This is a genomic window from Kushneria konosiri (genome assembly GCF_002155145.1).
Lineage (GTDB): Bacteria > Pseudomonadota > Gammaproteobacteria > Pseudomonadales > Halomonadaceae > Kushneria > Kushneria konosiri.
Genome location: NZ_CP021323.1, coordinates 2,212,715 through 2,236,500, shown reverse-complemented (window position 1 = coordinate 2,236,500; position 23,786 = coordinate 2,212,715). Strand labels below are relative to the sequence as shown.

17 protein-coding genes and 1 pseudogene are annotated in these 23,786 nt (G+C 61.1%); 2 read left to right on the top strand and 16 right to left on the bottom strand.

Annotation, left to right across the window (positions count from 1 at the left end; translation table 11 throughout):
* The first annotated feature begins 8 nt into the window (after window positions 1–8).
* The gene (locus B9G99_RS10335; protein ID WP_086623422.1) at window positions 9–797 is read left to right on the top strand and encodes a transporter substrate-binding domain-containing protein; all 789 of its coding nucleotides are present in this window, start codon (window positions 9–11) and stop codon (window positions 795–797) included.
* A gap of 92 nt (window positions 798–889) precedes the next feature.
* On the opposite strand, the gene B9G99_RS10330 is transcribed toward B9G99_RS10335, so the two are convergent.
* On the bottom strand, window positions 890–2,356 hold the full coding sequence (locus B9G99_RS10330) for a carbon starvation CstA family protein (RefSeq protein ID WP_086622084.1): 1,467 nt from the start codon (window positions 2,354–2,356) through the stop codon (window positions 890–892).
* Window positions 2,357–2,631: 275 nt separating this feature from the next.
* Complete coding sequence (locus B9G99_RS10325; protein ID WP_158521487.1) at window positions 2,632–3,591, bottom strand: alpha/beta hydrolase; 960 nt, start codon at window positions 3,589–3,591, stop codon at window positions 2,632–2,634.
* 135 nt (window positions 3,592–3,726) lie between these two features.
* Between B9G99_RS10325 and B9G99_RS10320 the strand changes: the two genes are divergently transcribed.
* Window positions 3,727–4,761 carry an FAD:protein FMN transferase gene (locus B9G99_RS10320; RefSeq protein WP_086622082.1) on the top strand — a complete coding sequence of 345 codons (1,035 nt, stop codon included), beginning with the start codon at window positions 3,727–3,729 and terminating at the stop codon, window positions 4,759–4,761.
* Window positions 4,762–4,834: 73 nt separating this feature from the next.
* Here the strand turns inward: B9G99_RS10320 and B9G99_RS10315 are convergent, their stop codons facing one another.
* The 14 genes and pseudogenes from B9G99_RS10315 to B9G99_RS10250 all read right to left on the bottom strand — a co-directional run bounded on the left by B9G99_RS10315 (window position 4,835) and on the right by B9G99_RS10250 (window position 23,624).
* Window positions 4,835–5,587, bottom strand: a complete 753-nt coding sequence (locus B9G99_RS10315; RefSeq protein WP_086622081.1) for a type 1 glutamine amidotransferase — start codon at window positions 5,585–5,587, stop codon at window positions 4,835–4,837.
* A 70-nt stretch (window positions 5,588–5,657) separates the two neighbouring features.
* The gene (gene eat, locus B9G99_RS10310; RefSeq protein ID WP_086622080.1) at window positions 5,658–7,094 is read right to left on the bottom strand and encodes an ethanolamine permease; all 1,437 of its coding nucleotides are present in this window, start codon (window positions 7,092–7,094) and stop codon (window positions 5,658–5,660) included.
* 322 nt (window positions 7,095–7,416) lie between these two features.
* Window positions 7,417–8,361, bottom strand: coding sequence for a carbohydrate kinase family protein (locus B9G99_RS10305; RefSeq protein WP_086622079.1), 945 nt, complete (start codon window positions 8,359–8,361; stop codon window positions 7,417–7,419).
* Window positions 8,362–8,447: 86 nt separating this feature from the next.
* Window positions 8,448–9,503: an NAD(P)-dependent alcohol dehydrogenase gene (locus B9G99_RS10300; RefSeq protein WP_086622078.1), complete on the bottom strand. Its 1,056-nt coding sequence runs from the start codon at window positions 9,501–9,503 to the stop codon at window positions 8,448–8,450.
* A gap of 93 nt (window positions 9,504–9,596) precedes the next feature.
* Window positions 9,597–10,964: an N-succinylarginine dihydrolase gene (astB, locus tag B9G99_RS10295; RefSeq protein ID WP_086622077.1), complete on the bottom strand. Its 1,368-nt coding sequence runs from the start codon at window positions 10,962–10,964 to the stop codon at window positions 9,597–9,599.
* A gap of 12 nt (window positions 10,965–10,976) precedes the next feature.
* Complete coding sequence (gene astD / locus B9G99_RS10290; protein ID WP_086623421.1) at window positions 10,977–12,494, bottom strand: succinylglutamate-semialdehyde dehydrogenase; 1,518 nt, start codon at window positions 12,492–12,494, stop codon at window positions 10,977–10,979.
* 31 nt (window positions 12,495–12,525) lie between these two features.
* Entirely contained in the window at window positions 12,526–13,587 is a 1,062-nt protein-coding gene (locus B9G99_RS10285; protein ID WP_086622076.1) for an arginine N-succinyltransferase, read from the bottom strand.
* A complete protein-coding gene (locus tag B9G99_RS10280; protein ID WP_086622075.1) occupies window positions 13,581–14,627 on the bottom strand; it encodes an arginine N-succinyltransferase in 1,047 nt (348 codons plus the stop codon). The genes B9G99_RS10285 and B9G99_RS10280 overlap by 7 nt, the downstream gene beginning before the upstream one ends.
* A gap of 13 nt (window positions 14,628–14,640) precedes the next feature.
* Window positions 14,641–15,854: pseudogene (locus B9G99_RS10275) on the bottom strand (aspartate aminotransferase family protein).
* Window positions 15,855–15,990: 136 nt separating this feature from the next.
* Complete coding sequence (locus B9G99_RS10270) at window positions 15,991–16,650, bottom strand: transglutaminase-like cysteine peptidase (RefSeq protein WP_086622074.1); 660 nt, start codon at window positions 16,648–16,650, stop codon at window positions 15,991–15,993.
* A 51-nt stretch (window positions 16,651–16,701) separates the two neighbouring features.
* Window positions 16,702–18,627 carry an EAL domain-containing protein gene (locus B9G99_RS10265; protein ID WP_086622073.1) on the bottom strand — a complete coding sequence of 642 codons (1,926 nt, stop codon included), beginning with the start codon at window positions 18,625–18,627 and terminating at the stop codon, window positions 16,702–16,704.
* Window positions 18,624–19,976: a TolC family outer membrane protein gene (locus B9G99_RS10260; protein ID WP_158521486.1), complete on the bottom strand. Its 1,353-nt coding sequence runs from the start codon at window positions 19,974–19,976 to the stop codon at window positions 18,624–18,626. The genes B9G99_RS10265 and B9G99_RS10260 overlap by 4 nt, the downstream gene beginning before the upstream one ends.
* A 41-nt stretch (window positions 19,977–20,017) precedes the next feature.
* The gene (locus B9G99_RS10255) at window positions 20,018–21,421 is read right to left on the bottom strand and encodes an HlyD family type I secretion periplasmic adaptor subunit (protein ID WP_227875781.1); all 1,404 of its coding nucleotides are present in this window, start codon (window positions 21,419–21,421) and stop codon (window positions 20,018–20,020) included.
* On the bottom strand, window positions 21,405–23,624 hold the full coding sequence (locus tag B9G99_RS10250) for a type I secretion system permease/ATPase (protein ID WP_227875780.1): 2,220 nt from the start codon (window positions 23,622–23,624) through the stop codon (window positions 21,405–21,407). The genes B9G99_RS10255 and B9G99_RS10250 overlap by 17 nt, the downstream gene beginning before the upstream one ends.
* Window positions 23,625–23,786 lie beyond the last annotated feature (162 nt).

The window sequence follows — 23,786 nt, the reverse complement described above, 5'->3', positions numbered from 1 at the left end:
AGACAATGATGAAAAGACTACTGACGGTTTCCCTGCTGGGAGCGGCAATGGCTGCCGGCTCGGCACAGGCGCGTGACTATGATACGGTCCGGATCGGTGTGGATATTCCATATGTGCCGATGGAATACCGTACGCCTTCCGGTGAGCTGGCAGGTTTTGATATCGAGCTGGGCAACGCCCTGTGCAAGCAGGCCGAACTGAAGTGTAACTGGGTCGAACAGGGCTGGGACGGCATCATTCCGGGTCTGATGTCGCGCAAGTTTGACGCCATCATGTCGTCGATGACCATCAACGACGAGCGCCGTCAGCAGGTGCTCTTCTCTGATCCCTATCTGGTACCGCCGTCTGCCTGGTTTGCCCCCACCTCAACGTCACTGGCCGGAGTGGAGTCCAGCGATCTCAAGGACAAAAACATCGGGGTACAGCGCGGAACCGTGCAGGACAGCTACGTGACCGACAAGTTTGGGGATGTCGCCAACATTCAGCGCTATGCCAGCGCTGATGATGTCGCCGTCGACATGGAAACCGGTCGTCTGGATATCGCCTTTCTGGACTACCCCACCGGTCAGGCCGCACTGCTCAAGGGCGGCAAGTACAAGACCATGGGCGAGCTGATGACCGAGCCCAAGGAGTACTTCGGTGATGGCTTCGGGATCGCCTTTCGCCAGCGCGACAAGGATCTTGCCGAAACATTCAACAAGGCTCTGGCCACGTTGAAATCCAACGGCACCTACGACGAGATTCACGACAAGTACTTCAACGAAGACGGCACCAACGCCCCACAAGCCGGCGACTGAGCCACGAGATAGCGCCCGTCGTTATCCGCTGCATGAAAAAAGCCCCGTCATTGACGGGGCTTTTGGTTATCAGCAGGCAGGCCGGAAAATGATCAGGCCGGCACGCCGTTAAGCTCAACACCTCTGGTGCCGGGCTCTGCCGGCTCATCAACGGCAAAGATACCGCCGGAGAGCCTGCGTACTCGCTTGAGAAACAGCGCCAGTGCCAGAGCCGTCCCCAGCGCAGCCACGATGTAGGCCACGGTCAGGGGCAGTCCAAACCCGATCGGCGCCCAGGCGATGTAGGTGAAGGTGGCCATGGTCATGAACAGCGCCGGCAACAGCGTCATCCAGTAGGCCTTTTTGGCCAGAATCAGATACATGGTAGCAACCCACAGTGCGATGACCGCCGTGGTCTGGTTGGCCCAGGAGAAATAGCGCCACAGCAGTGTGAAGTCCATATGGGTCAGACCATAGGAGATCACGAACAGGGGCGCGGCCACCATGATGCGCTTCATCATCGGCCGCTGGCCGATGTGGAGGTAGTCGGCAATGATCATGCGCGCACTGCGAAACGCGGTGTCGCCCGAAGTGATCGGCAGCACAATGACCCCCAGTACGGCCAGCGTTCCGCCTACCGCGCCCAGCAGATTGACCGACACGCTCTGTACCACGGCTGCCGGACCGCCCTGCGCCAGTACCTGAGAAAGGCTGTTGTCGCCGTGGAACAGGCTCATGGCCGCCGCCGCCCAGATCATCGCGATCACGCCTTCGGTAATCATCATGCCGTAAAAGATCTTGCGACCGTTGTTCTCGTTACCGGTGGTGCGCGAAATGATCGGGGTCTGAGTGGCATGAAAGCCCGACAGTGCGCCGCACGAAATGGTCAAAAACAGCAGCGGGAAGATCGGTGCGCCATCCGGATGCATGTTGGAGAAATTGAGTTCCGGAATCGGGGCACCACGTACGATCATCATGATGCCGATGCCGGCAGCACTAAACAGCAACAGTGCGCCAAACCAGGGGTAGATGCGCCCAATGATCTTGTCGATGGGCAGCACCGTGGCCAGCAGGTAATAGGCGAAGATGGCCAGGGTAATGATGGTCAGCGATACCGGCATCATGTTGGCCAGAAGGGTCGCCGGCGCCGTGACGAACACGGTCGCCACCAGCAAAAGCAGCAGCAGCGCAAAGAAATTCACCACATGCTTCATGATTCGGCCCAGGAACTTGCCGGCCAGCTGAGGCAGGTGCGCACCGTGGTTGCGAATCGAGATCATGCCGGTGAGATAGTCATGCACGGCACCTGCAAAGATGCAGCCGGCGACGATCCAGATAAAGGCGACCGGGCCATACAGCGCGCCAAGAATCGGCCCGAAAATGGGGCCAACGCCGGCAATGTTTAAAAGCTGGATCAGTGCGTTGCGCTTGGTGCCCATGGGCAGATAGTCAACATCATCGCGCAGGGTATGTGCCGGGGTAGGACGGCGGTGATTGGATTCGAAAACACGTTCCACGAACTTGCCGTAGGTGAAATACCCCACTACCAGCAGCACGATTCCTGCCAGAAAGGTCACCATATCAATATTCTCCTTGACCCTTGCGTACGTCAGGGTTCGGATCGACACGATCCGGTCGCCGCCGCCAGGGTTACTGTGAGGTTTTTGTAACCCGCAGAGCTTATTCACACGCAGGAGGCGTCAACAGATGGACCTTGGTTCTATAGACCAAGGTCCTGGCCCCTGAAACATGAACTCCTGTGGCTGTTATTTGCCTGAAGTGATCGCCAGCCCCCTGACATATTGCCAGGGGGCATTGATCGACAAGACGCGGTGAAGAGGGAGCAGAGAGAGGGTCAGATGGCGGGAGACGTCAGAATACGCCGCAGCCAGACGCCACATTCATCAATGGCCTGATCGGCCTGAAGGTGCTGACCGAGCCGTCGAACAAAGGCATGAATCATGCCGTAATAGTGACTGTGGCGCGTCAGTACACCCTGCTCGGCCAGCAGTTCGGCATAGCGCACGCCCTCATCACAGACCGGATCGAACTCGGCGGTCATGACCAGCGCCGGCGGCAGATCCGCCAGATCCTGACGCTCAAGCAGCGTATTGAAGGGATGAGTACGCGATGCCTCATCAGGCAGATACTGCTGGATATACCAGTCGCGAGCCTCACGGGTGAAACCATAGCCATGGGCATTGCGCGTGAGCGACGCAAGCCCGTCATGTCGAAAGTCCAGCATCGGATAAAGCAGACACTGCCCGCAAAGCGCCGGGCCGCCTTCATCGCGTACTCGCAGCGCGGTCAGCGCTGCCAGCAGTGCGCCGGCACTGTCACCAGCCAGCGCCAGACGCTGCGCATCTCCACCGAAGCTTCCAGCATGGCGGCCGATATAACGCACGGCGGCCAGCGCATCGTCCGGCGCCGCCGGAAATGGATGTTCCGGCGCCAGGCGATAGTCAACAAAGGCCACAATGGTTTTTGAAGCGCGACACAGCGCGCGGCAGATCACGTCATAGGTGGCAAGCGAGCCGGTCACGAAGCCGCCACCGTGAAAGAACACCGTCACCGGTCGCGGCCCGCTCGAGCCGTGTACAAAGGGGTAATAAAGTCGCAGTGTCATGGGGCCTGCAGGGCCCTGAATGGCAAGGTCCCTGATTTCGGCCACCGGATAGGCCAGCGGCGGACGCTGAAGCTTCAGGTTGGCCTGATCGGCGACGGCACGACGCTGGGCAGCACTCATGGCACTGATATCCGGCGCCCGTTCGGCCGCCTCCTGTAGCCAGCGTTCAAACTGCGAATCCAGTGGCATATTCTCTCCCATAGCGTAGCTGCAAGCACTCAGCGTAACCTGAATGGAGCCGCGCGTCGCGATGACGCACAATGGATGATCTATTCACCACCATCATGGTCGTGAACACGGACTCATTTTTGTTAACGGTTGCTCATGAACACACGTGCCCTTGTCACCCTACCCGCCCTTGTGACCACCCTGCTGCTGGCCGGCTGCGATCGCACACCGGAAATTGAACTGGCACAGGGAGAAGCGCAGGGGACGACCTACCACATCAAGTGGTGGGGAGAGGATGTCCCTGCCCACGGTGACATCGAAGCGGACCTGACCCGAGTGCTCACGAAGATCGATGAGGACATTTCGACCTATCGGGATGACTCCTGGATTTCACGTTTTAATGCCAGTCGCACTACCAACTGGCAGACCGCGCCTGCCGGAGTCATCCATCTGCTGCAGATCGCACGCAGGGTTCATGACCAGTCGCAGGGCTGCTACGACCCGACGGTCGCGCCGCTGTTTGCCCTGTGGGGCTTTCAGGATGAGCACTTTCAGGTGCCCTCCGACAAGGCCATCCATGAGGCGATGACCCATGTCGGCCTTGAACATCTCGAGATCGATGAAAGCGCCGGAAAGGTTCGCAAGACGATCCCTGAGCTTTCCATCGATCTCTCTTCGATGGGGGAGGGTTACAGCGTCGATCAAATCGCCGCGATGCTGGAATCCCACGGCATTCATGATTATCTGGCAGAGCTGGGCGGCGACATGCGCATTCGTGGCGCCAAGCCCGACGACGAGCCGTGGCGAGTCGGTATCGAAACGCCCAGTCCGGGCGAGCGTCGTGCCGGCAACATCGTCACCGTCAACGACCGCAGCGGGTTGTCCATTAACACATCAGGCACCTACCGCCGCTACTTCGACGACAGCGGCCATGCCTACGGCCACATTATTGACCCGCGAAGCGGCGCGCCCGCCACCCATGATCTGGTCTCGACCACCGTCTTTGGTCATGAGGCCGCCGTCAGTGACGCCTGGGCGACCACCATGCTCTGTCTGGGGCGTAAACAGGGTACGGAGGTGGCCGACCGGGAGGGATTACCGGTTTATCTCATCGAACGCCACGGCGACCACGACTTTAGCGACAGTCGCACCAGGGCCCTCAAGGAGACGAAGCGGCTGACGCTCAAATAAGGACTCGACAGGTGAAGACCCGGCCGCAGGACAGGGCGGCCGGTAATCTCCCCGACCGACCCGTCCTCAACGACTATTGCGCCAGGTGATCCCTGGCACTGGTCGCCCGAGATGCAGGAGCGAGCCCCTCACGCATGAAATTGACGATCCAGTGCGCCATGACATGGTCATCGACCGGCGCACTGAGCGAGGCCATGCCCTCACGGCGGCGTCTGTCCGGCATCATCCCCTCCTTGGCGGCCATCAAATCAGCGCTGCACGCCTTCGAAAACTCGGGATGGCCCTGAACGCTCATGGCATGAGGGCCGTATTGAAGCAGGTAATAGGGACAAAATGGACTTTCGGCCAGCACTTCGGCGCCTTTCGGCAGGGCCAGTATCTGGTCCTGATGGCTGACAATCAGGTCCAGCCCCGCCTGCCAGGGCGTCATCCATGACCTGTGTCCCACCACGGTATTGAACGACACTCCCACGCCCCAGCCACGATCGCTTTTCCCCACACGTCCGCCGAGCGCCTGCGCCATGGCCTGATGGCCAAAGCAGATCCCCACGAGTGGCCGATCTTCAAGGTGAAGACGGCGAATCAGCGTCAAAAGCGGCTCTATCCAGGCATGATCCTCGTAGACGCCAGCCTTGCTACCGGAGATCAGCCAGGCATCCGCCGCGTCGAGATCAGCAGGCAGCTCGCCATCGTGAATACGCCAGGTCACAAACTCGAGGGTGGGGTCTACCGCCTGCAAAAGCCCCGAGTACAGGGCCGGATAATTGCCATGCACTCGGGCCACATGGGCGGCCAGATCATCACACTGCAGCAGACCGACTTTCATGCGTTATCAACCCCTTTCCTGTCATCAGACTCTTTTATCAAGCCCGGTTACCCAATCCGATTATTGAACATCATTTCAGCGTCGCCTCGGCGCTGGCAATGGCATCGAACTCTTCCTCCGGGGCCTGCGCCACCAGCCGTTTGCGGCTGTAAAAACCAAACCAGGCCAGCATTAGAGCGTAGAAAAGTCCCGCCCAGAGCGCGGCCTGCAGGCTAACCACGAAGGTCGAGATAAAGGCAATGATGGAAAGCCCCAGCGCCAGCCCGGAGGTCCATCGACCACCCGGCGTCCGGTAGGGCCGTTCGAGGTCAGGTTCACGGGTGCGCAACAGCCAGTGCGACAGCGTCATCATGGCATACGAGATGGTGGCGCCGAACACCGCCATGGTAATCATGAGATCGCCCTGCCCGGTCAGCGACAGCAAAAAACCGATGATGCCGGGCACCACAAGTGCCGGCACCGGTGCCCCGCGACGACTGGTAATCGACAGTATCCGGGGAATATAGCCGGCCCGTGACAGGGCAAACACCTGGCGTGAATAACCAAAGATGATCGAGAAAAACGAGGCAATCAGCCCGAACAGGCCAACCAGATTCACAAAGCTTGCCGCCCAGCTGCCAAGCCCATACACGGCGTTGAGCGCATCCACCAGCGGCGCCGCCGAGGTGCTCATGGCCTGAGCCCCGGCACCACCCGGGGCCAGCAGCAGCATGCAAAAGGCGAAGACCAGCAGCACGGCCATGGCGGCAATGATGCCGCGCGGCATGTCACGCCCGGGATGGCGCGACTCCTCGGCAGCCAGCGGGACACCCTCGACCGCCAGAAACAGCCACATGGCAAAGGGGATCGCCCCCCAGATGCCCAGATAGCCGTTGGGCAGAAAAGCCGAGGCGCCTGCGGCATCGCCGGGAGCGATATCGAAAAGCCGCGCGCTGTCAAAGTGCGGCAGCATGCCGACAATGAACACGATGATGGCAATCACGGCCAGCGCTGTTACGCCCATCATGATCCGCAGCGCTTCACCGGCCCCCCAAAGATGCAGCCCGACAAAGACGATATAGAAGGCGGCATAGACCAGCGGCCCATCGAGCCCGATCAATGAGTTGACATAGCCGCCGATGAAGATGGCAATGGCCGCCGGGGCAATGGCGTATTCCAGCAGGATGGCCGTACCGGTGATATAGCCACCCCAGGGCCCCATGGCCCGACGGGCAAAGCTGTAGCCGCCGCCGGCGGTCGGTAGCGACGAGGAGAGCTCCGCCAGCGACAGCACCATGGCGGTGTACATGATGGCCATCAGGATCGTGGCGACCAGCATGCCGCCAAAGCCGCCCACGCCGATGCCCAGATTCCAGCCGGCAAAATCACCGGAGATCACATAGGAGACCCCCAGCGTTGCCAGCAGCACCCAGCCGGCGGCCCCCTTTTTCAGCTGGCGCTTTTGCAGATAGTCGTCTGTCACGGCGTCATGACGAACGCCGCTATCATGCTTCGTATCCTGTGTCATGATGACACCTCGCGATTGTTGTTATTGGTCGCTTTGTGTTGGGCCGCCTTGAGACGGCCCATCCCCGGACACGAATCAAGCGTGAACCCGGCATCTTGTCATCATGCCTTGCATGAACGGATCAGGCGAGAGGCATTCGTCCTGCGAAAGCTTATTGAGCCTTTCTGGATACCCTGTCGTCGTGCTCGGTAATCCAGCGCTTTAGCAGATCAATGTCCCTTTGCTGGCCAGTACCGATGTCGACAGCCCCCCAATCAGTGATATCGCGCAACGGGCTCCCGAGAACATTCCCTCTCTTTCTGTTGGATCAATGTGACGGTATTTACGTCACGATGTCATGACGACGGGGCAGATCCGGACCGCGCTGCTGGCAGGTATGCGCGGCTGCCCGCATGGCAAACTCGACCATGTCACGACGCTGATCCTGCGTCAGCTGGCCGGGGCCTTCGGGCGTGGCCAGCTTCTGCTCATCAAGCCATGCCAGAAGGGCCGCCATGAAACTGTCACCGGCGCCCACGGTGTCCGTGACCCGGATCGCTTCGGGAGAGAACGACTCGCTGCCATCCTTCGTGAAAAGCGTCACGCCCTCTTCCCCACGGGTCATGATCACCATCGGGCAGCGATCACTCAGCCAGCCGCGGATAACCTCTTCCGGTGCCCTGTCGGGATAGAGCGCATCAAGGTCCTCATCGCTGATCTTGATCAGGTGCGCATGACCGGCAAAGGTATCGATACGCTCACGCCAGCGCGCCACATCAGGCTCGACCTTTAGACGAATATTGGGGTCCAGCGAGATCAGGCAGCGATCCCGCTCACGCGCGACCAGCGTCTCCAGCGTTTCACTGGTCGGTGACACGGCCAGCGCATAGGAGCCGACGTGGATGGCATGCACGGTTTCGAGGCTGGCCGGCAGATGTGACGGTTCCAGCATGCGATCGGCGCCACACTGGTTATAGAAGACGTAGCGCGGCGATCCGTTTTCATCGAGCGTGACCATGGCAAGCGTCGTGGCACTGCCGGGAATCTCGGTCATGAAGTCGGTATTGACCGACTCGCTGGCGAGTACCGCGCGCAGGCGCTCACCCAGCGCATCACCGGCCAGCCCGGTAAAAAATGCCGATTGCCGCTCAAGGCGCGAAAGTCCGATGGCCACATTCATGGGCGAGCCGCCGGCCACCGCCGTAAACGACAGCGATGAAGCGTCCGGAGCAATCTGCCCCTCATCGGAAAAGAAATCAAAAAGGGCCTCACCGCAGACCAGAAACATCGAATGCCTCCACAACCGTTCGCAAAAGGGGCAAGCTTAACGCACGCAAGCCTGAACGTCGTGCCTGCCCCTTTTCGATCATATGATCAGTGTCGGTCGTCGGCGACCCTGATCTGCAGTTTGACGTCGGTAGGGCGTGCCTCAACGGCGCGATCAAAGGCCGCCACGCTCTGTTCGAAGTCAAAGGTTTCAACGATCAACGGCTTGAGATCCACCTTGCCGGAGGCGATCAGCTCGATGGCACGGTCGTAGACGTTGGCATAGCGAAACACGGTCTCGATGCGGACTTCCTTCGTCTGGGCGAGCACCACATCGAGACTGACCTTCTCGACCGGCATGCCGACCAGCACCATGGCGCCACCCGGGCGCACGCAGGCCAGCGCATCGTCATACACCCGCGCACTGCCGCTGGCCTCGAACACCACATCGGCGCCCCAGCCCTCACCGGCAAGTTCAGCCACGCGCTCGGTCAGCGACTCGCGCGCGACGTTGACAGGAATCAGCCCCTCATAGCCAGCCGCGATATCGAGCTTGTCGTCGACCACATCAGAAATCACCACCCGGCTGGCGCCCGATGCGAGCGCTGCCAGCGCCACCATCAGTCCGATCGGACCACAGCCGGTCACCACGCAGGTATCTCCTGGCTGAAGCTTCGCCTTGACCACCGCCTGCATGCCCACTGCAAACGGCTCGACCATGGCGCCTTCGGCAAAGGAGACACTGTCCGGCAGCTTGAAGGTAAAGGCCGCCGGATGGATGACCTCGGGCGTGAGACAGCCATGTACCGGTGGCGTGGCCCAGAAGCGCACGGCCGGATCGACGTTGTACATCCCAAGCTTCGAGGCGCGTGATGTCGGATCGGGAATGCCAGGCTCCATGCAGACCCGGTCACCAGGGGAGAGCGTGGTCACATTGGCGCCAACTTCGGTGACGGTCCCGGCACCCTCGTGACCCAGCACCATGGGCGCTTCAACCACAAAGGGACCAATGCGCCCGTGGGTGTAATAGTGAATATCGCTGCCGCAGATGCCCACGGTGTGCATGCTGATGCGCACCTCGTCCGGGCCGACCTCATCGGGCAGTTCGATCTCACGCAGGGCCAGCTCGTTTTGACGCTCAAGTACCAGTGCCCTTGCCTTCATGTTATGACCTCCCTAAAGCGTTAGTGAACTGCCCTGCAGTGTCAGTGACAGAGCACGTCAGCGCGCTACCACCATGGTCTTACAAAAACCGTTTCATCCTGTCCCGGGCTCCAGCTGGAAGGGATAGATCGATCCCAGTTTCAGTAGAGTGGTCAATTCATCCAGCGCCGCCAGCGACTCATGCGCCAGTTGCGGGTCGGCGAGATCCTCGAGTGTCAGACGATCCCGATAATGACGCTCAACCCAGGCCGTGAGGTCCTGATAAAGGGCATCGTCGAGCATGACCTGCCCGCTCATGGCCTGACGCTCGGCCTCATTGAGCACCACGCGCAGGCGCAGACAGGCCGGGCCACCGCCGTTGCGCATGCTCTGTTTGACGTCGCGTACCACGACCTCGCTGATCGGGTTATTACCGCCGAGCAGCAGGTTCTGGATCGTCATCCAGACCGATTCATCGCTTTCACACTCCCCGGGTACGACCAGGGTCATGCTGCCGTCCTCCCGACTCAGAAGCTGGGAGTTGAACAGATAGCTCGCCACTGCCGCCTCGAGCGTGACGGCCTCTTCAGGCACCCGAACCGGAATCAGGGGCTGGCCCTCGGCGCGCGCGGCCAGACGGTCCCGCAGTGCCTCCAGCACCGCTCGCTCATCGAAAAAGGCACGTTCGTGATAGAGCAGTACCGGCCCGTTGCCGACACAGATCACATCATTGTGAAAAACGCCGGCATCGATGGCCTCGGGATGTTGCTGCGCGAAGACGGTCTGCTGATCGCTCAGGCCATGCTGGCGCGCCAGTGCCCGGCAGGCTCTGAGGGTCTGACGCGGACGATGATGTTTCGGGGCTGCCAGGGTATCCGGCGCCGGATCACCATGCACGAACAGATGCACCCCGGGCCCGCCATGATGGGCACACAGCCTCGTATGGTTGGCCGCACCCTCGTCGGAAAACCAGGGGGTGGACGGCAGCGCGGAGTGATGGGCAAAGTGTCGCTCGTCACGAAAGATCGCCTGAAGGGTTCGCGCGGTCTGCGACGCCTCGATCGAGCGATGCAGCGCCGACTGCATGTTGGCGGGCGTGATGTGTACGCGTGAATCCAGCGTGTCGCGCGAAGGCGTGATGGTGGCGGCGTTGGCCGTCCACATGGCGGCCGCCGAGCAGGCGGCATATAAAAGCTCGGGCGCCTCGCTTCCTACCCGGGGGAGCACATCTTCTGGCGCGCCGCGATAGCCAAGACGATGCAGCAATCCCATATCAGGACGCTGCTGCGGTGGCAGCACGGCCTGAGGAAAGCCGGCATCGGCGGAGGCCTTCATCTTTTCAAGCCCCTGCAGTGCCGCCTCACGTGGATTGGAGATCAGCCCGGCATGGCGTTTCGAGGCCAGATTACCCTGTGCCAGTCCTGCATAGTTGTGCGTCGGTCCGACCAGACCATCAAAGTTGATCTCAAGCGTCTTGTCCATGTCGCCTCTACCTCATGTTGCCTGTTCGCCGTCGACACGGGCCAGGGTGATTCCGGGTGGCAATTGATCCGGCAGCACCAGCGTATCGCTTTCCATGGACGCGACCGGCCAGGCGCAGTAATCCGCCGCATACCAGGCGCTGGGGCGATGATTGCCGCTGGCGCCCACACCGCCAAAGGGCGCATCACTGGCCGCCCCGGTGGTCTGGCGGTTCCAGTTGACCACTCCGGCCCGAATGCGAAGCACGAAGTCTTCCCAGATCGCTGCGGTACCGCCCACGAGTCCGGCAGCCAGGCCAAAGCGCGTGTTGTTGGCCTCTTCGATGGCCTCCTCCCAGCCTTGATAACGGTATACCTTCAAAAGCGGTCCGAAATATTCCTCGTCCGGCACGTCAATACCGGTCACATCGATCAGCCCCGGAGACAGCAGACTGGTACCCTCTTTCACCGGCGCCATGCGTGATAGCACTCGTGCCCCCATCGCCTCGAGCTGCTGCTGGGCATCGAGCATTCGGTGCGCGGCATTGGGCGATACCAGACCGCTATAAAACGGCTCCTGCTCGCCGTGACCGTCCAGCCCGTCAAACTGCGGCCCTACCACCAGAGTGGCCAGGCTCGAGCGAAGGGCCTCGATCAAACGGTTACCCTCGGCCCCGACCGGCACCAGCAGGCGTCGCGCGCAGGTACAGCGCTGGCCACCCGAGAGATAGGCCGACTGAATGATGGTCAATACCGTCGCCTCGAGGTCCTCCGGCACGTCATGCACCAGCAGCGGATTGTTACCGCCCAGCTCCAGCGCCAGCAGGGTATCGAGCCGCCCTCCCATGCCTTCATGCAGACGTCTGCCGGTTCCCTCACTGCCGGTAAAGAGCAGCCCGTCGATACCGTCGTGACCGGCCAGCGCCTGACCGGTCTCGACACCGCCCTGCACCAGATTGATCACACCGGGCGGCAGTCCCGCCTCCTGCCAGCAGGAGAGCACCAGATCAGCGGTGGCCGGCGTCAGCTCGCTCGGTTTGAAGACCACCGTATTGCCGGCCAGAAGTGCCGGCACGATATGGCCGTTGGGCAGGTGACCGGGGAAGTTGTAGGGGCCAAATACGGCCATGACGCCGTGGGGGCGATGGCGCACTACAGCGCGTACTCCCGCGTTTTCACGTACGCGCGTGGGCGTGCGTTCATGCCAGGCAGCAATGGAGATCGCGATCTTGCCAATCATGGCCTGAACTTCGGTACCGGCCTCCCACCGTGGCTTGCCGGTCTCCCGGGCGATGGTATCGGCCAGGGCGCTGCGGTGATGCTCCAGACGCTCGCGAAAGGCTTCCAGCAATGTGATGCGCGCCTCAAGCGGCTGGCGTGCCCAGTCGGGAAAGGCCTGGCGCGCAGCCTCGATGGCGCGCGCCACCTGCCCCGCGCTGGCACCTCGCCCCTGCCAGAGTCGCTCACCGCTGACCGGGTCATGCTTGTCAAACGCCTCGCCCTCGCCCGGGGTCCATTGACCGTCCACCAACAGCTGCTGCGTGATCTCGATACTCATCTCATCCTCCATGAACATGGCGCGCTCAGGTGGCCAGCAGCCTGAGCGTCTCTCCCTCTTCAACGTTCAGACGCTTCGCCTCTTCTGGCGTCAGGGCAATCACACCCTCCTGCGGGCCACGCCCGACCCAGCCGGCACGAAAGTCCGCAGCCGCCCCGGTCGTGGCTGCAAGCCACCCCGGTCGCTCCTCCGTCGACAGCGCCGTCTCGATGCTGACACGGGCCGTCAGGCTGTCACGGATCGAGCGCACATCATCAATGTAGGCTTCAACGGTCGGGCCGCCGTCAAAGATGTCGATGTAGCCCTCAAAGCGCAGGCCGTCACGATTGAGCATGGCCAGCGCCGGGCGGGTCTGGGTATGTACCTGGCCAATACAGGCCCGGGCACTCGGCGGCAGAAAGGAGGTGCAGATCGGATGGCGCGGCATCATCTCGCCGATGAAGCCTTTCTCTCCCATGCCGGTGAGATGATCGGCGCGCTGAAATTCAATGGGCAGAAACTTCTGGCCCAGTGCCTCCCAGAATGGACTTTTACCGTCGTCGTCAAAGCGACCACGCATTTCAGCCAGCACCCGGCCCGGGAAGCGTTCACGAAAGCCGGCCATGAACAGCCATCGCGCCCGCGACAAAAGCGTGCCGTTGCGCATCGGTCGCTGCGCCTCACCGCGCCACCGCTTTCGCAGATAGAGCGAACACACCTCGGCAGAACCGGTGTGGTCGGAGCACAGAAACAGCGTATCCAGCGTTCGATGCAGCTCGAGATGGCTGGACGAGTGCGCCAGCTGACCGATGCGATAGTGATAAAACGGCGCGTCAAGCCCGACGCGTGCCTCGATCGCGCAGCAGCCGGCCAGACGATCGGCGCTGTCCAGCGGTTGGCGATCATCCTCAAGCACGAAAAAGTAAAGCGCGGCCTCATTGATGCCCTCGCCTGCCTCCTGAGTGCGCTGAAAGCTCTCGCGGGCGTGGGCAATCTTGTCGATCAGAAAGTCGCGACTGTCCGGCAATGAGGTAAAGCCGGGGCCGGTTTCAACGGCGATCGCCTGCAGGGCATCGATGTCGCCTTCCTCGATGGGGCGAATCAGCATGGACGTCCCTCCGAATCACTTGTTTGACCAAAGGGAATCACCAGCACCGGCTCGTCGGCCTCGACTGAAAGACGACGTGCGCTGTTGGCATCCATGACGCACTGCCCATGCTCGTTGATGGCGGCTGTCACCACACAGGTTCTGAAATCGCCCAGCCGTTGCGGGGTGATCAGCATGGTCCCCGGACAGGCATTTTCTGGCATCGTCTCGGCGATCTGTGCGGGCAGCCACTGACCGTGTGGTAGATGGTCGCGCGAGGCTTCCAGCAGCGGGCCGCCATCAAGCAGATCAACGTGGCGCGACAGGCGAAATCCCTCCCGCTGCCAGGCCCTCACTGCCTCGAGATGATTGTCGCCGGCACGTCCGATGGCCTCGCGGGCCTGGTCATCCAGCAGGGGTAAATAAAGCGGAAATGGCGGCATGACTTCACCGATAAAACTTCTCGACCCCAGGCTGGCCGCTCGATGAATCTCGTCGAAATCCCGCGAGAAGAAATGACGCCCGACACCATCCCAGAACGGGGTTCGCCCGGCCTCACGATAGCCGGAAAGGGCCACAAAAAGCGTCGGAGCAAAGCGTTCAGGAGACCGGACAATCAATGCCAGTCGAGCAGCGCGCAGCAGATGCCTGGCGCTGGCCGCCTGATCGTGATCGGTGGTGGCCAGCGCGCACAAAAGCGTGGCGTGAGACATCTCATGCGAAATGGAAAGGATATTGACTTCGCGGCGCACGTCGAGCTGCTGCGAGGCGTGAATCAGCGTTTCCTGACGATAGGTGTAATAGGCCTCCCGCCCCCCGGCCAGCGCCTTGATGGTGGCCGTGGCGATGACCTCCCCCGAATCGGTCTCCGCCACCAGCATGTACTGCTCATCCCCCGGGCGATCAATACCCGTCGACAGCGCCGCCTGACTCAGGGCCAGACGCGCCTTCAGACGCTCACGATCGGCAGGCAGATTGGTCAGGGCCGGACGCGCCATCATGGCCATGGCCATGATGGCGTCGAGATCGGCGGGGGTGGCACTGCGTACAATCAGTGACATGACAAAGCCCCCGTCAGCTGTTGGCCATCACCTTCGCCAGTGCACGGTCGAGACACGCCATGCCCTCATCGATGACCTCCATCTCGATGACCAGCGACGGTGCAAATCGCAGCACGTTGGGACCGGCCACCAGCATCATCAACCCCTCTTCGGTCGCCGCGGCCAGCACGTCACGGCCGCGCTCGCCAAAGGAGGGCTTGAATTCCGCCCCCAGCAGCAGGCCCAGACCACGAATATCACTGAAGCAGTCGTACTTCTCGTTGAGCCTTTGCAGATGCTCACGGAAACGCTGCGAGCGCGCCTCGACGCCCAGAAGCACTTCGGGCGAACTGATGGTTTCCACCGCTGCCAGAGCCACTGCGGACCCCAGCGGATTGCCGCCATAGGTTGAACCATGAGTCCCCACCACAAACACGCGGGCGATCTCGTCAGTGGTCATCATCGCCCCCATCGGGAAGCCGCCACCCAGCGCCTTGGCCGAGGTCAGGATGTCAGGGGTAATACCGTAATGCATGTAGGCGTAAAGATGACCGCTGCGCCCGACACCACACTGGACCTCGTCAAAGATCAGCAGCGCCCTGTGATCGTCACAGAGCTTGCGCAGCCCCTCGAGAAATTCGGGTGTCGCCGGTGTGACACCGCCCTCGCCCTGCATCGGCTCGACGATGACCGCACAGGTATCGTCATTGATCAGTTCGCGGGCGCTGTCGAGATCGTTGTAGGTACCGTGTTTGATACCGCCCGGCACCGGCCCGAATCCCTGGGAATACTTGGGCTGGCCGCCGACGCTGACGGTGAAGAAGGTACGCCCGTGAAAGGACTGTCGAAAGGAAACAATACGGTGCTTCTGCTCGCCGACCGTGTCATGGGCATAGCGACGCGCCAGCTTCAGAGCCGCCTCGTTGGCCTCGGCCCCGAGGAGCACAGGAACACCTTGTCGGCGAAGGTCTTCTCAACCAGCGTGCGGGCCAGCTTCAGGGCAGGCTCATTGGTATAGACATTGGAGAGGTGCCAGATCTTCTCGCTTTGCGTCTTCAGGGCTTCCATCAGCGCTGGATGGCGATGCCCCAGACCGTTGACGGCAATGCCCCCGGCGAAGTCGATGTATTCACGACCCTCCTGGTCCCACAGGCGGCTACCCTCACCGCGCACCGGTATCACCTTCTGGGGTGAATAGTTGGGCAGCATGTACTGATCAAAGGCTTCACGGGTGGGGGTCCAGCTCATGACAGGTCTCCGTTGACAAACACTTCCGGCGACAAGACGTCGCCAACAGGTATATCAGTATACGCAGAGGAGACCCTCAAAAGGCAGGGGGCAGACGTGATCCAGCGGGAAAAGCACCGCCACATTGGTAGTAGGGTCAGGGTGTGTGCATGACACCGCCTCGCACACGTACCTGCCAGTCTTCCCAGCGGCTCAGGCGACCGGAGTCACCGACAGACGCCTCCTGACCGCCCGCGGTACTGGTCCAGAGGTTGCTGCCGTTGAAACTATAGATGGGGATCAGATCACGGCGAGAAGTGGCCGCTTCAATGGTTTTATCGATGTTATCCAGAATCACCGGCATCTGCTGTGGCGCAGCCGCCCAGGAAAGCACCATGTGAAACTGGTTATAGGGCACATACTTGACGTAGTGAAGGCGCAGCTGCGCATCAGGCACTCCGAGTTCGCGCAGGGTCAGGTATTTGGCCAGGGCGAACTCTTCGCAGTCACCGCGCCCGATGCCGAGAAACTCGATGGGCGTGGCCCAATAGTCCTCCTGGCGCCAGACGTCGATATCGTCCACAAAATCCAGTCGATTGAAAAAGTCGTTGACCCCGGCCAGTTGCACGGGGACCGGCTGCCCCTGGAGTCGGGCCACCAGCGATCGCCATTGCTGCACTCGTTCAAGTCCCGGGCTGCCATAGTGGGCAGTGATGGCGGCAGGCACCGGCGTTGAGGCACTCGACAGCATTCCGGCCATCACCGGAATGGTGATCCCCAGCAGCGCTGTCAATCCCCATCGGCCCCATCGACACATCAGCAGACATTCCCGGTTCAGGTCATGTTTGTCTATCGGCCGATGCGTAAATCAATGAACCCCTGGATTCAATGGCACGGCCGGTGCCAGATACCCCTGATAGCCATCGGCACCGATCTCGGTAACCCTGGCACGCTGTGCCTCGGATTCAACCCGCGTCACGATCACCAGCGCTTCGATCTGGTGGGCTGCCATACACAGGCTGTGCAGAAACTCGTTGTCAACATCGTCACGTACAAAGAAGGTCTGATCGATCTTGACGTAGTCCGGCCGCAGTCTGGCAAGAATCGGCAGGGAGTTCAGGTCACGGGCAAACCGATCAATGCCGCCGCGCCCGCCGAGATGCCACGCCACGCGAAACAGCCGCTGTACGTTGTCGGTGTGGCGCAACACGCACTCTTCCGTCACTTCGATATCAAGACGGCGAGCCAGCGTGGGGTACATTTTCAGCCACTCGATCAGACCGTCGACCTCAGAATCACTTCCCACCAGATCCTGAGTCAGATTGACCGCCAGGCGGCTATCGAGGTCATGACCATGCTGGCTTAGCCAGTCCAGCACATAACGGTCCATCTGCGCGCCGATACCGAAATGACGTGCAATGGGAAGAAAGGTCGAGGCCAGATGCACCTCATCGCCCTCTCGGAGACGCATGAAAAGCTCTCGATGCAGCTCCTCACCATCGTTGAGCAGTACAGGCTGCGCGACGAAATTGGCAGCGTTGGCGGCCAGCGCACGGTCGATCACCATGCGCCATTCACCGCGGCTGCGCTCGTTGTGGGGCGCTTCCCGGGGTGCGGTGTACCAGCGCTGATCGGTTTCAATGGCCTCGCGCAGTGCGCTGTCTGCCTTGGACAGCATGGTGGCGCGTTGCAATCCCGGCTCACGCAATACGACCCCGGCGCGGGCATGATGTATGCGCGATTCATCCAGCGGGTTGATGTCCACGATATCGTCGATTCGATTCAGCAGCGTGAGCAAGAGCTCTTCGCGCCCGTCATCGCTGTCATCCGGTACGATCACGGCAAATTCTTCAGCCGAGAGCCTGGCGGCCTGAATGGGAGCGCCCTGCACGTTGATGCTCGAAAGGTAATCGCCGATGGCACGGATCGCGTTATCGCGCTGCTCAAATCCATTACGGCGATAGATTTCACTGAGGTGATCAATCCGCAGGATCATGAGGGCTCCGCTTTCGGGCGCCGCCAGCCATTCATCCAGAATACGGGTCAGATAGGCGCGATTGCCCAGCTTTGAGACCGCATCCTGCTCGGCCATGCGCTGCAGACGAATCACCTGAGCAGTCTGTGCCACGAACTGGTCACTGAGTCGTGCACTGAGCTGATTGACGGCCTCGGTGATGCCCTTGAGCTCACTAATGCGAGTGGACTCGATGGGGCCTGCATACCCTTCGATCTGCAGGGTTTCGATATAGCTGGAGAGACGGTGAAGAGGCGTCAGCAGATGACGAAAGCCCAGCGCGCACAGTCCCAGCGCCAAGAGCATGCCGACGACCAGCCAGAGCAGCAGTCGTGTACCCAGTGACCAGAGCTGGTCATAGGTTTCCGTATTGTCGGCCTCAAGTGACACGGTGCCCAGCGCCACCCAGCCGCCGGGAATGTCTCGCTGGGCACTGAGCTGTGGCAGCGCAATCAACCACTGAAACCAACCGGGGGCCCGGGTACTGGTTTCGCTTTCAATGACCATGGGCGAGGCAAGTGTCGGCGCCTCAAGCCTGAGCGCATTGATGAAGCCACCGTCGGCGGTCGCCTGCAGCAGTGTGCGCGCACTGGTCCAATCCTCGTCCGCGACAAAGCGCGCCAGCGTCAGACTCAGTCCCTGGGCAAGATTGGAAACCTCCATGCGCTGGCTTTCCACCAGCGACTGGCGTGTCTGGTGCACGTCAATGACGAACACGCCCAGCGAAAAGACCAGCAGTAGCCCGGCCACGCCCAGCACGAGGCGACGAAAGAGGCTCATGAACCGACTCCCTGTCCGGCAGCGCTCACCTCGAGCAACTCATCTCCATCAACATCGTCCAGATCAATGCGAATCTGAAGGGTATCCAGCAGGTTACCGGTCACGGCCAGTAACCGATATTGCGCGCGAATCAGGGCAAAACGCGCCTGTAGCTGATCCTGCTGGGCACTATAAAGCTCGGTTTCACTGTCCAGCACATCCAGCAGGGTGCGCCGGCCAATATCAAACTGCTTGCGATAATTGACCCGGGTCTGCTCACTGGCACTCATGTGCCGGGCCAGATAGGGCAACTGGCTGGTCACATAATCGCGGGCATTCCAGGCCAGGCGCAGCTCGTCACGGACTTCTCGCAGTGCGCGGTCACTGTCGTACTGCACCGCCTCCAGCGAGTGCTGACGCGCGCGCAGTTCCGCCGAATCGATGCCTCCGCGATACAGATTCCACGACATCACCAGACCGGCGTTCCAGTCATCGGAGTCACTGCCTTCAAAATCGTAATCCCGACTGGCCAGTCGACTGGCCTGAAAGCGCAGCTCAGGCAAAAAGTCTGCCCGCTCGGCCCCCACCTCATGACCGGCTGCCGTCACGGAATGACGGGCGGCCATCAGAATCGGGTTCTGCTCGTTGGCCATGGCCAGCGCCTGGTCAAGACCATCGGGCACGGGGGCAAGGTCGACCGCCTCCGGCAACGCCAGATCCCGGGGAGGCTCTCCCACCAGACGCACGAAGGAAGAGATGGCATCTTCGCGATTGTTGTAGGCGGCAATCAGACTGGACTGGGCCCGCGCCAGACGACCATCCACCTGGCTGGCGTCGGTGGCAGTACCGGCGCCCAGCTCGCTACGGCGACGGATATCGGCGGCAATGCGCTGATGGGTATCGACGTTACGCTCGGCCAGCTCAATCAGTCGCTGAGTCTGCAGCACATCCAGATAGGTCTCGACGGTGGCAAGCCCTACCCGATTGGCCGCCGCCGCCACCTCCCAGCGCTGATAATCAACCTGACTGTCGGCATTACGCACACGCTCAAGGGTACGGTTATTGTCCCAGATCAGCTGTGACAGCGTGATGGAACCACGGCGATAGCTGTGCGGATCGCTCGAGCGGTCGAGACCATTGACTTCACTTTCGTTGCTGCCACGCCCGGCACGCGCTTCCAGATCCACCGATGGCAGCCACGCGCCCCGCTGCGCGCGAGCATCGTCTCTGAACTGCTCATAGCGGGCAACTTCCGTGCGCGTTATGGGGTTTTCCATGATGGCCTGCGTCACGGCATCATCGAGCGACTGCGCCTGCGCGCCCCCTGCAAGTGAGAGCACCAAATACCCGGCCCACCCCTTTTTCATCATGAACCCCCTGATCCCTTTGTCTTTTTTTTGCGTGACCGCCATCAGCGTTCCCGCAGCGCGCCCTGCTGCGCTCTCAATATCGGCTTGAGCAGATACTGCAAAATGGTCTGATTTCCCGTAATGACATCCACGGTGGCCTGCATGCCGGGAATGATGGTCATGGCGTTATTGTCACGACCCAGATGATTCTGATCGGTCACGACCGTGACCTCGTAGAAACTGTTGCCCTTTTCATCCTGTACCGTATCCGGACTGATACGCTGAACAACGCCCTTGAGACCGCCATAGATGGTGAAGTCATAGGCTGAAAGCTTGACGGTGGCGGGCAGCCCCGGATGAATGAAGCCGATATCACGCGGCGGAATACGCACATCGATCTGCAGCTGATCATCGATGGGCACGATCTCCATGAGGCTTGCCCCGGGCTCGATCACGCCACCGATGGTATTGACGTTGATGGTGCGCACGCTGCCCTGCACCGGTGAGGTCACCAGCGTTCGATCCAGTCGATCCTGAAGGCTGGCACGTCCCTGCTGCTGACTCTCCAGGCGGCCTCGCGCCTCACTCAGGGCATCGGCACTGCGTACCCGGAACTGAGCGGCCAGATCACGCCGTCGGCTGATGGCTTCCTGCAGCTCGGACTGCTTGGAAGGAATCGACAGACGTGCCGACTCGAGTTCGCCGCGCAGGTCGTTGACCTGCCGCTGCTGCTCGAGCAGATCCACTCGGGAAACGACCCCTTCCTGCACCAGCGGTGAAGTAATCGCCAGCTGCTGACTGGCCAGCTGATAGCTGCGAGACAGACTTCCGACCCTGGCACGAAGCTCGCTGAGCTCCTGATTGCGCTGGGCAATCTGATCACGGGCCTGGTCCAGCTGGGTACGCAGCCCACCGATTCGCTCGCGATAGCCTTCCGTGGCCGTCTCTGCCAGCGCCGGATTGTTTGAGCGAAACGCGTCATCGAATTCAGGTGGGTTCGAGGTGATGACCACCTGATCCTGCCAATTATCGACAGAAGCATCGATGCTGACCGAGGCAAGCTCGGCCTGATACTGGGCAATAATGGACTGAAGGCCCGCCAGTGTGGATTCCCGCTCGGCAAGATCGGAACTGGCGCGGGTTGGATCAATTCTGGCCAGTGGCTGCCCCGGCTCGACAATATCGCCCTGACGGACGTAGAGCTCGCGCACGATGCCGCCCTCCAGGTTTTGAATGGTCTGAAGCCGACTTGAGGGGACGACCTGACCGGTGCCACGGGTGACGACCTCGACATGCGCCAGCGCCGCCCAGGTGATAAAGGCCGCCAGCACCGCCAGGAGAACCCACAGCAGAATGCGCGAACGCCAGGGCGTGGCCAGCAGCATGGCCGCACTGGCATCGTCGGCCAGTTCAAGTTCATGACTGCCAGGACGCGGCCAGCGCCTCGATTTAGCCAGTAGTGCCATGGCGCACCTCCGATCCTGCATTGCCGGCACCCGGTCCCGGGCCGGCGCCAGGCGCATGTACCCGCCCCTCATTGAGCGCCTTGAGAACACTGGCCTTCGGGCCATCGGCAATCACGCGGCCCTGATCGAGCACGATCAGACGGTCTACCACTTCCAGCATTGAGCTTTTATGGGTCACCAGTACGACGGTCTGACTCCGCGGCATTTCGATCAGTACGCGTCGTAGCCGTGCCTCGGCACGGTTATCCAGATGCGCACCTGGCTCATCAAGCAGCAGCAGGGGCGCGCGGGTTAAAAGCGCCCGGGCCATCAACACAGACTGACGCTGCCCGCTGGAAAGCAGACGACCACCTTCGCCGACCTGACGATCGAGGCCGTCCGGGTCGTGGCGGGTAAACTCGGTCACCCCGGCCACATCGGCCGCCCGCTGAATGGCTTCGTCACTGGCATGCGGCTGGCCCAGTGTGATGTTTTCACGAATGGTGCCAAAAAAGAGCGCGCTGTCCTGACCGGCATGACCGATATGGCGGCGCACATCGGCCGGATGAAGCTGATTGATGTCCAGCCCATCAATGCGCAGGCTGCCGCTGGTAGCGCGGTAAAGTCCGGTCATCATGCGCTGCAGGGTGCTTTTGCCGGCCCCCATGCGACCGATAATCCCGATACGCTCGCCGGGCTCGATGGTCAGCGAGACATCATGCAGGATCTCGGGAGACTCCGGGGCATACTGAAAGCCGACGTGGTCAAACTCGATGCGCATATTGAGACGATCACGATGCACATAGTTCTTGCCCTCTTCGACTTCATCGGGCATCTGCATGATCTGATCGATGGCCGCCATCGCACTGCGGGTCTGCCCCAGACGAGTAATCAAGAGCGCCATCTGTGCCAGTGGCTGCAGCGCCCGGCCAGTCAGCATGACCGCGGCAATCAGGGCGCCCATGGAGAGCTGCGCATCCCCGATCAGATAGACGCCATAAATGACCAGCGCCACGGTCGCCAGCTGGTTGACGCTCATGGTAAGCGACGAGACGGACGTCGAGAGGTTTCGGCTTTTCACGCCCCAGCGGGAAATCTCACCAACCGCGCGCTCGTAGCGGCGCTGGGTGTCGCCCTGGGCATTGGCAAGCTTGAGGCTTTCAAGCCCGGCCACGCTCTCGACCAGACGCGCATGTTTTTCGGTCGCCAGACGTGAGCCCAGCTCGATCGAGCGCTTCATCGGCCACTGAATCACGATGCTGTATCCCAGCAGGATCAGCAGCGCAATGACGGGTACCCATACCAGCGGGCCGCCCACAATCCAGATCACCACCAAAAAGAAGATGGCAAAGGGCATATCGACCAGAGTGGTCATGGTCATGGAGGTGAAGAAGTCGCGAACCGAGTCGAACTCCTGCAGATTCTTGACAAACGCCCCGACCGACACGGGGCGAGCGTCCATGCGAAGGTTCATGACCTTGGCAAAGATTTTTGCGGAGAGCAGCACCTCCGACTTGCGTCCGGCCGTATCGAGAAAGAAGGCCCGCACCTGACGCACCAATAGATCAAACGCCACAATGATGCCCATGCCGCTGGCCAGTACCCAGAGCGTATCGAACGCCATGTTGGGCACCACCTTGTCATAGACATTCATGGTGAAAAGCGGCGCCGCCAGCGCAAACAGATTGATCAGAAGCGAGGCGATCAGAACATCGCGATAAATCGGGGTGGAGAGCTTCAGTGTCGACCAGAACCAGTGGCCTTCGGCCAGCTTAACGGTCTCCGGCGCGCGCTCGTCAAAGCGGTGCTCACGGCGGATATAGACGATCTGGCCGGTTGCTTCCTCACACAGGCTATCCATGAGGATCTGCTGGGTGCCGTCAGCTTCGGGCAGATAGATGGTGGCGTTTTTGCGCTCGCTGTCGCGTGACAGCATGATCGCAGCACGACGCCCCTTGAGAATCACGATACAGGGCAACAGGATATCGGCGACGCGATCGGGCTGCTGGCTGACCAGCTTGGCCGAAAGGCCGGCACGCTGGGCGGCACGCGGCAAAAGCGACAGCGTCAGTCGCCCGTCATCCAGCGGCAGACCAGCGCTGATGGCCTCGCCCGAGCGAGGTTCCCCGTGATAACGGGAAAGAAAGACGAGCGACTGCAAAAGCGGGTCGCTCTCCTTTTCGCCAACGGGGTCCGGGCGAAGTGGTGTGGGTTCATCTACCAAACTGCTGCCCCTTTTCTGATTCATCCTGATGCACAGGGCGGTCCGCTTCCACCGCGCAAAAACTCATCGTCATCAATGCTCTAGCTCATTGTGACTGGCGCCGTCTCTGATCCCTCCCGGAAATAGCGATGTTTTATGGGCCTATTTCCAGAATGGCCCATA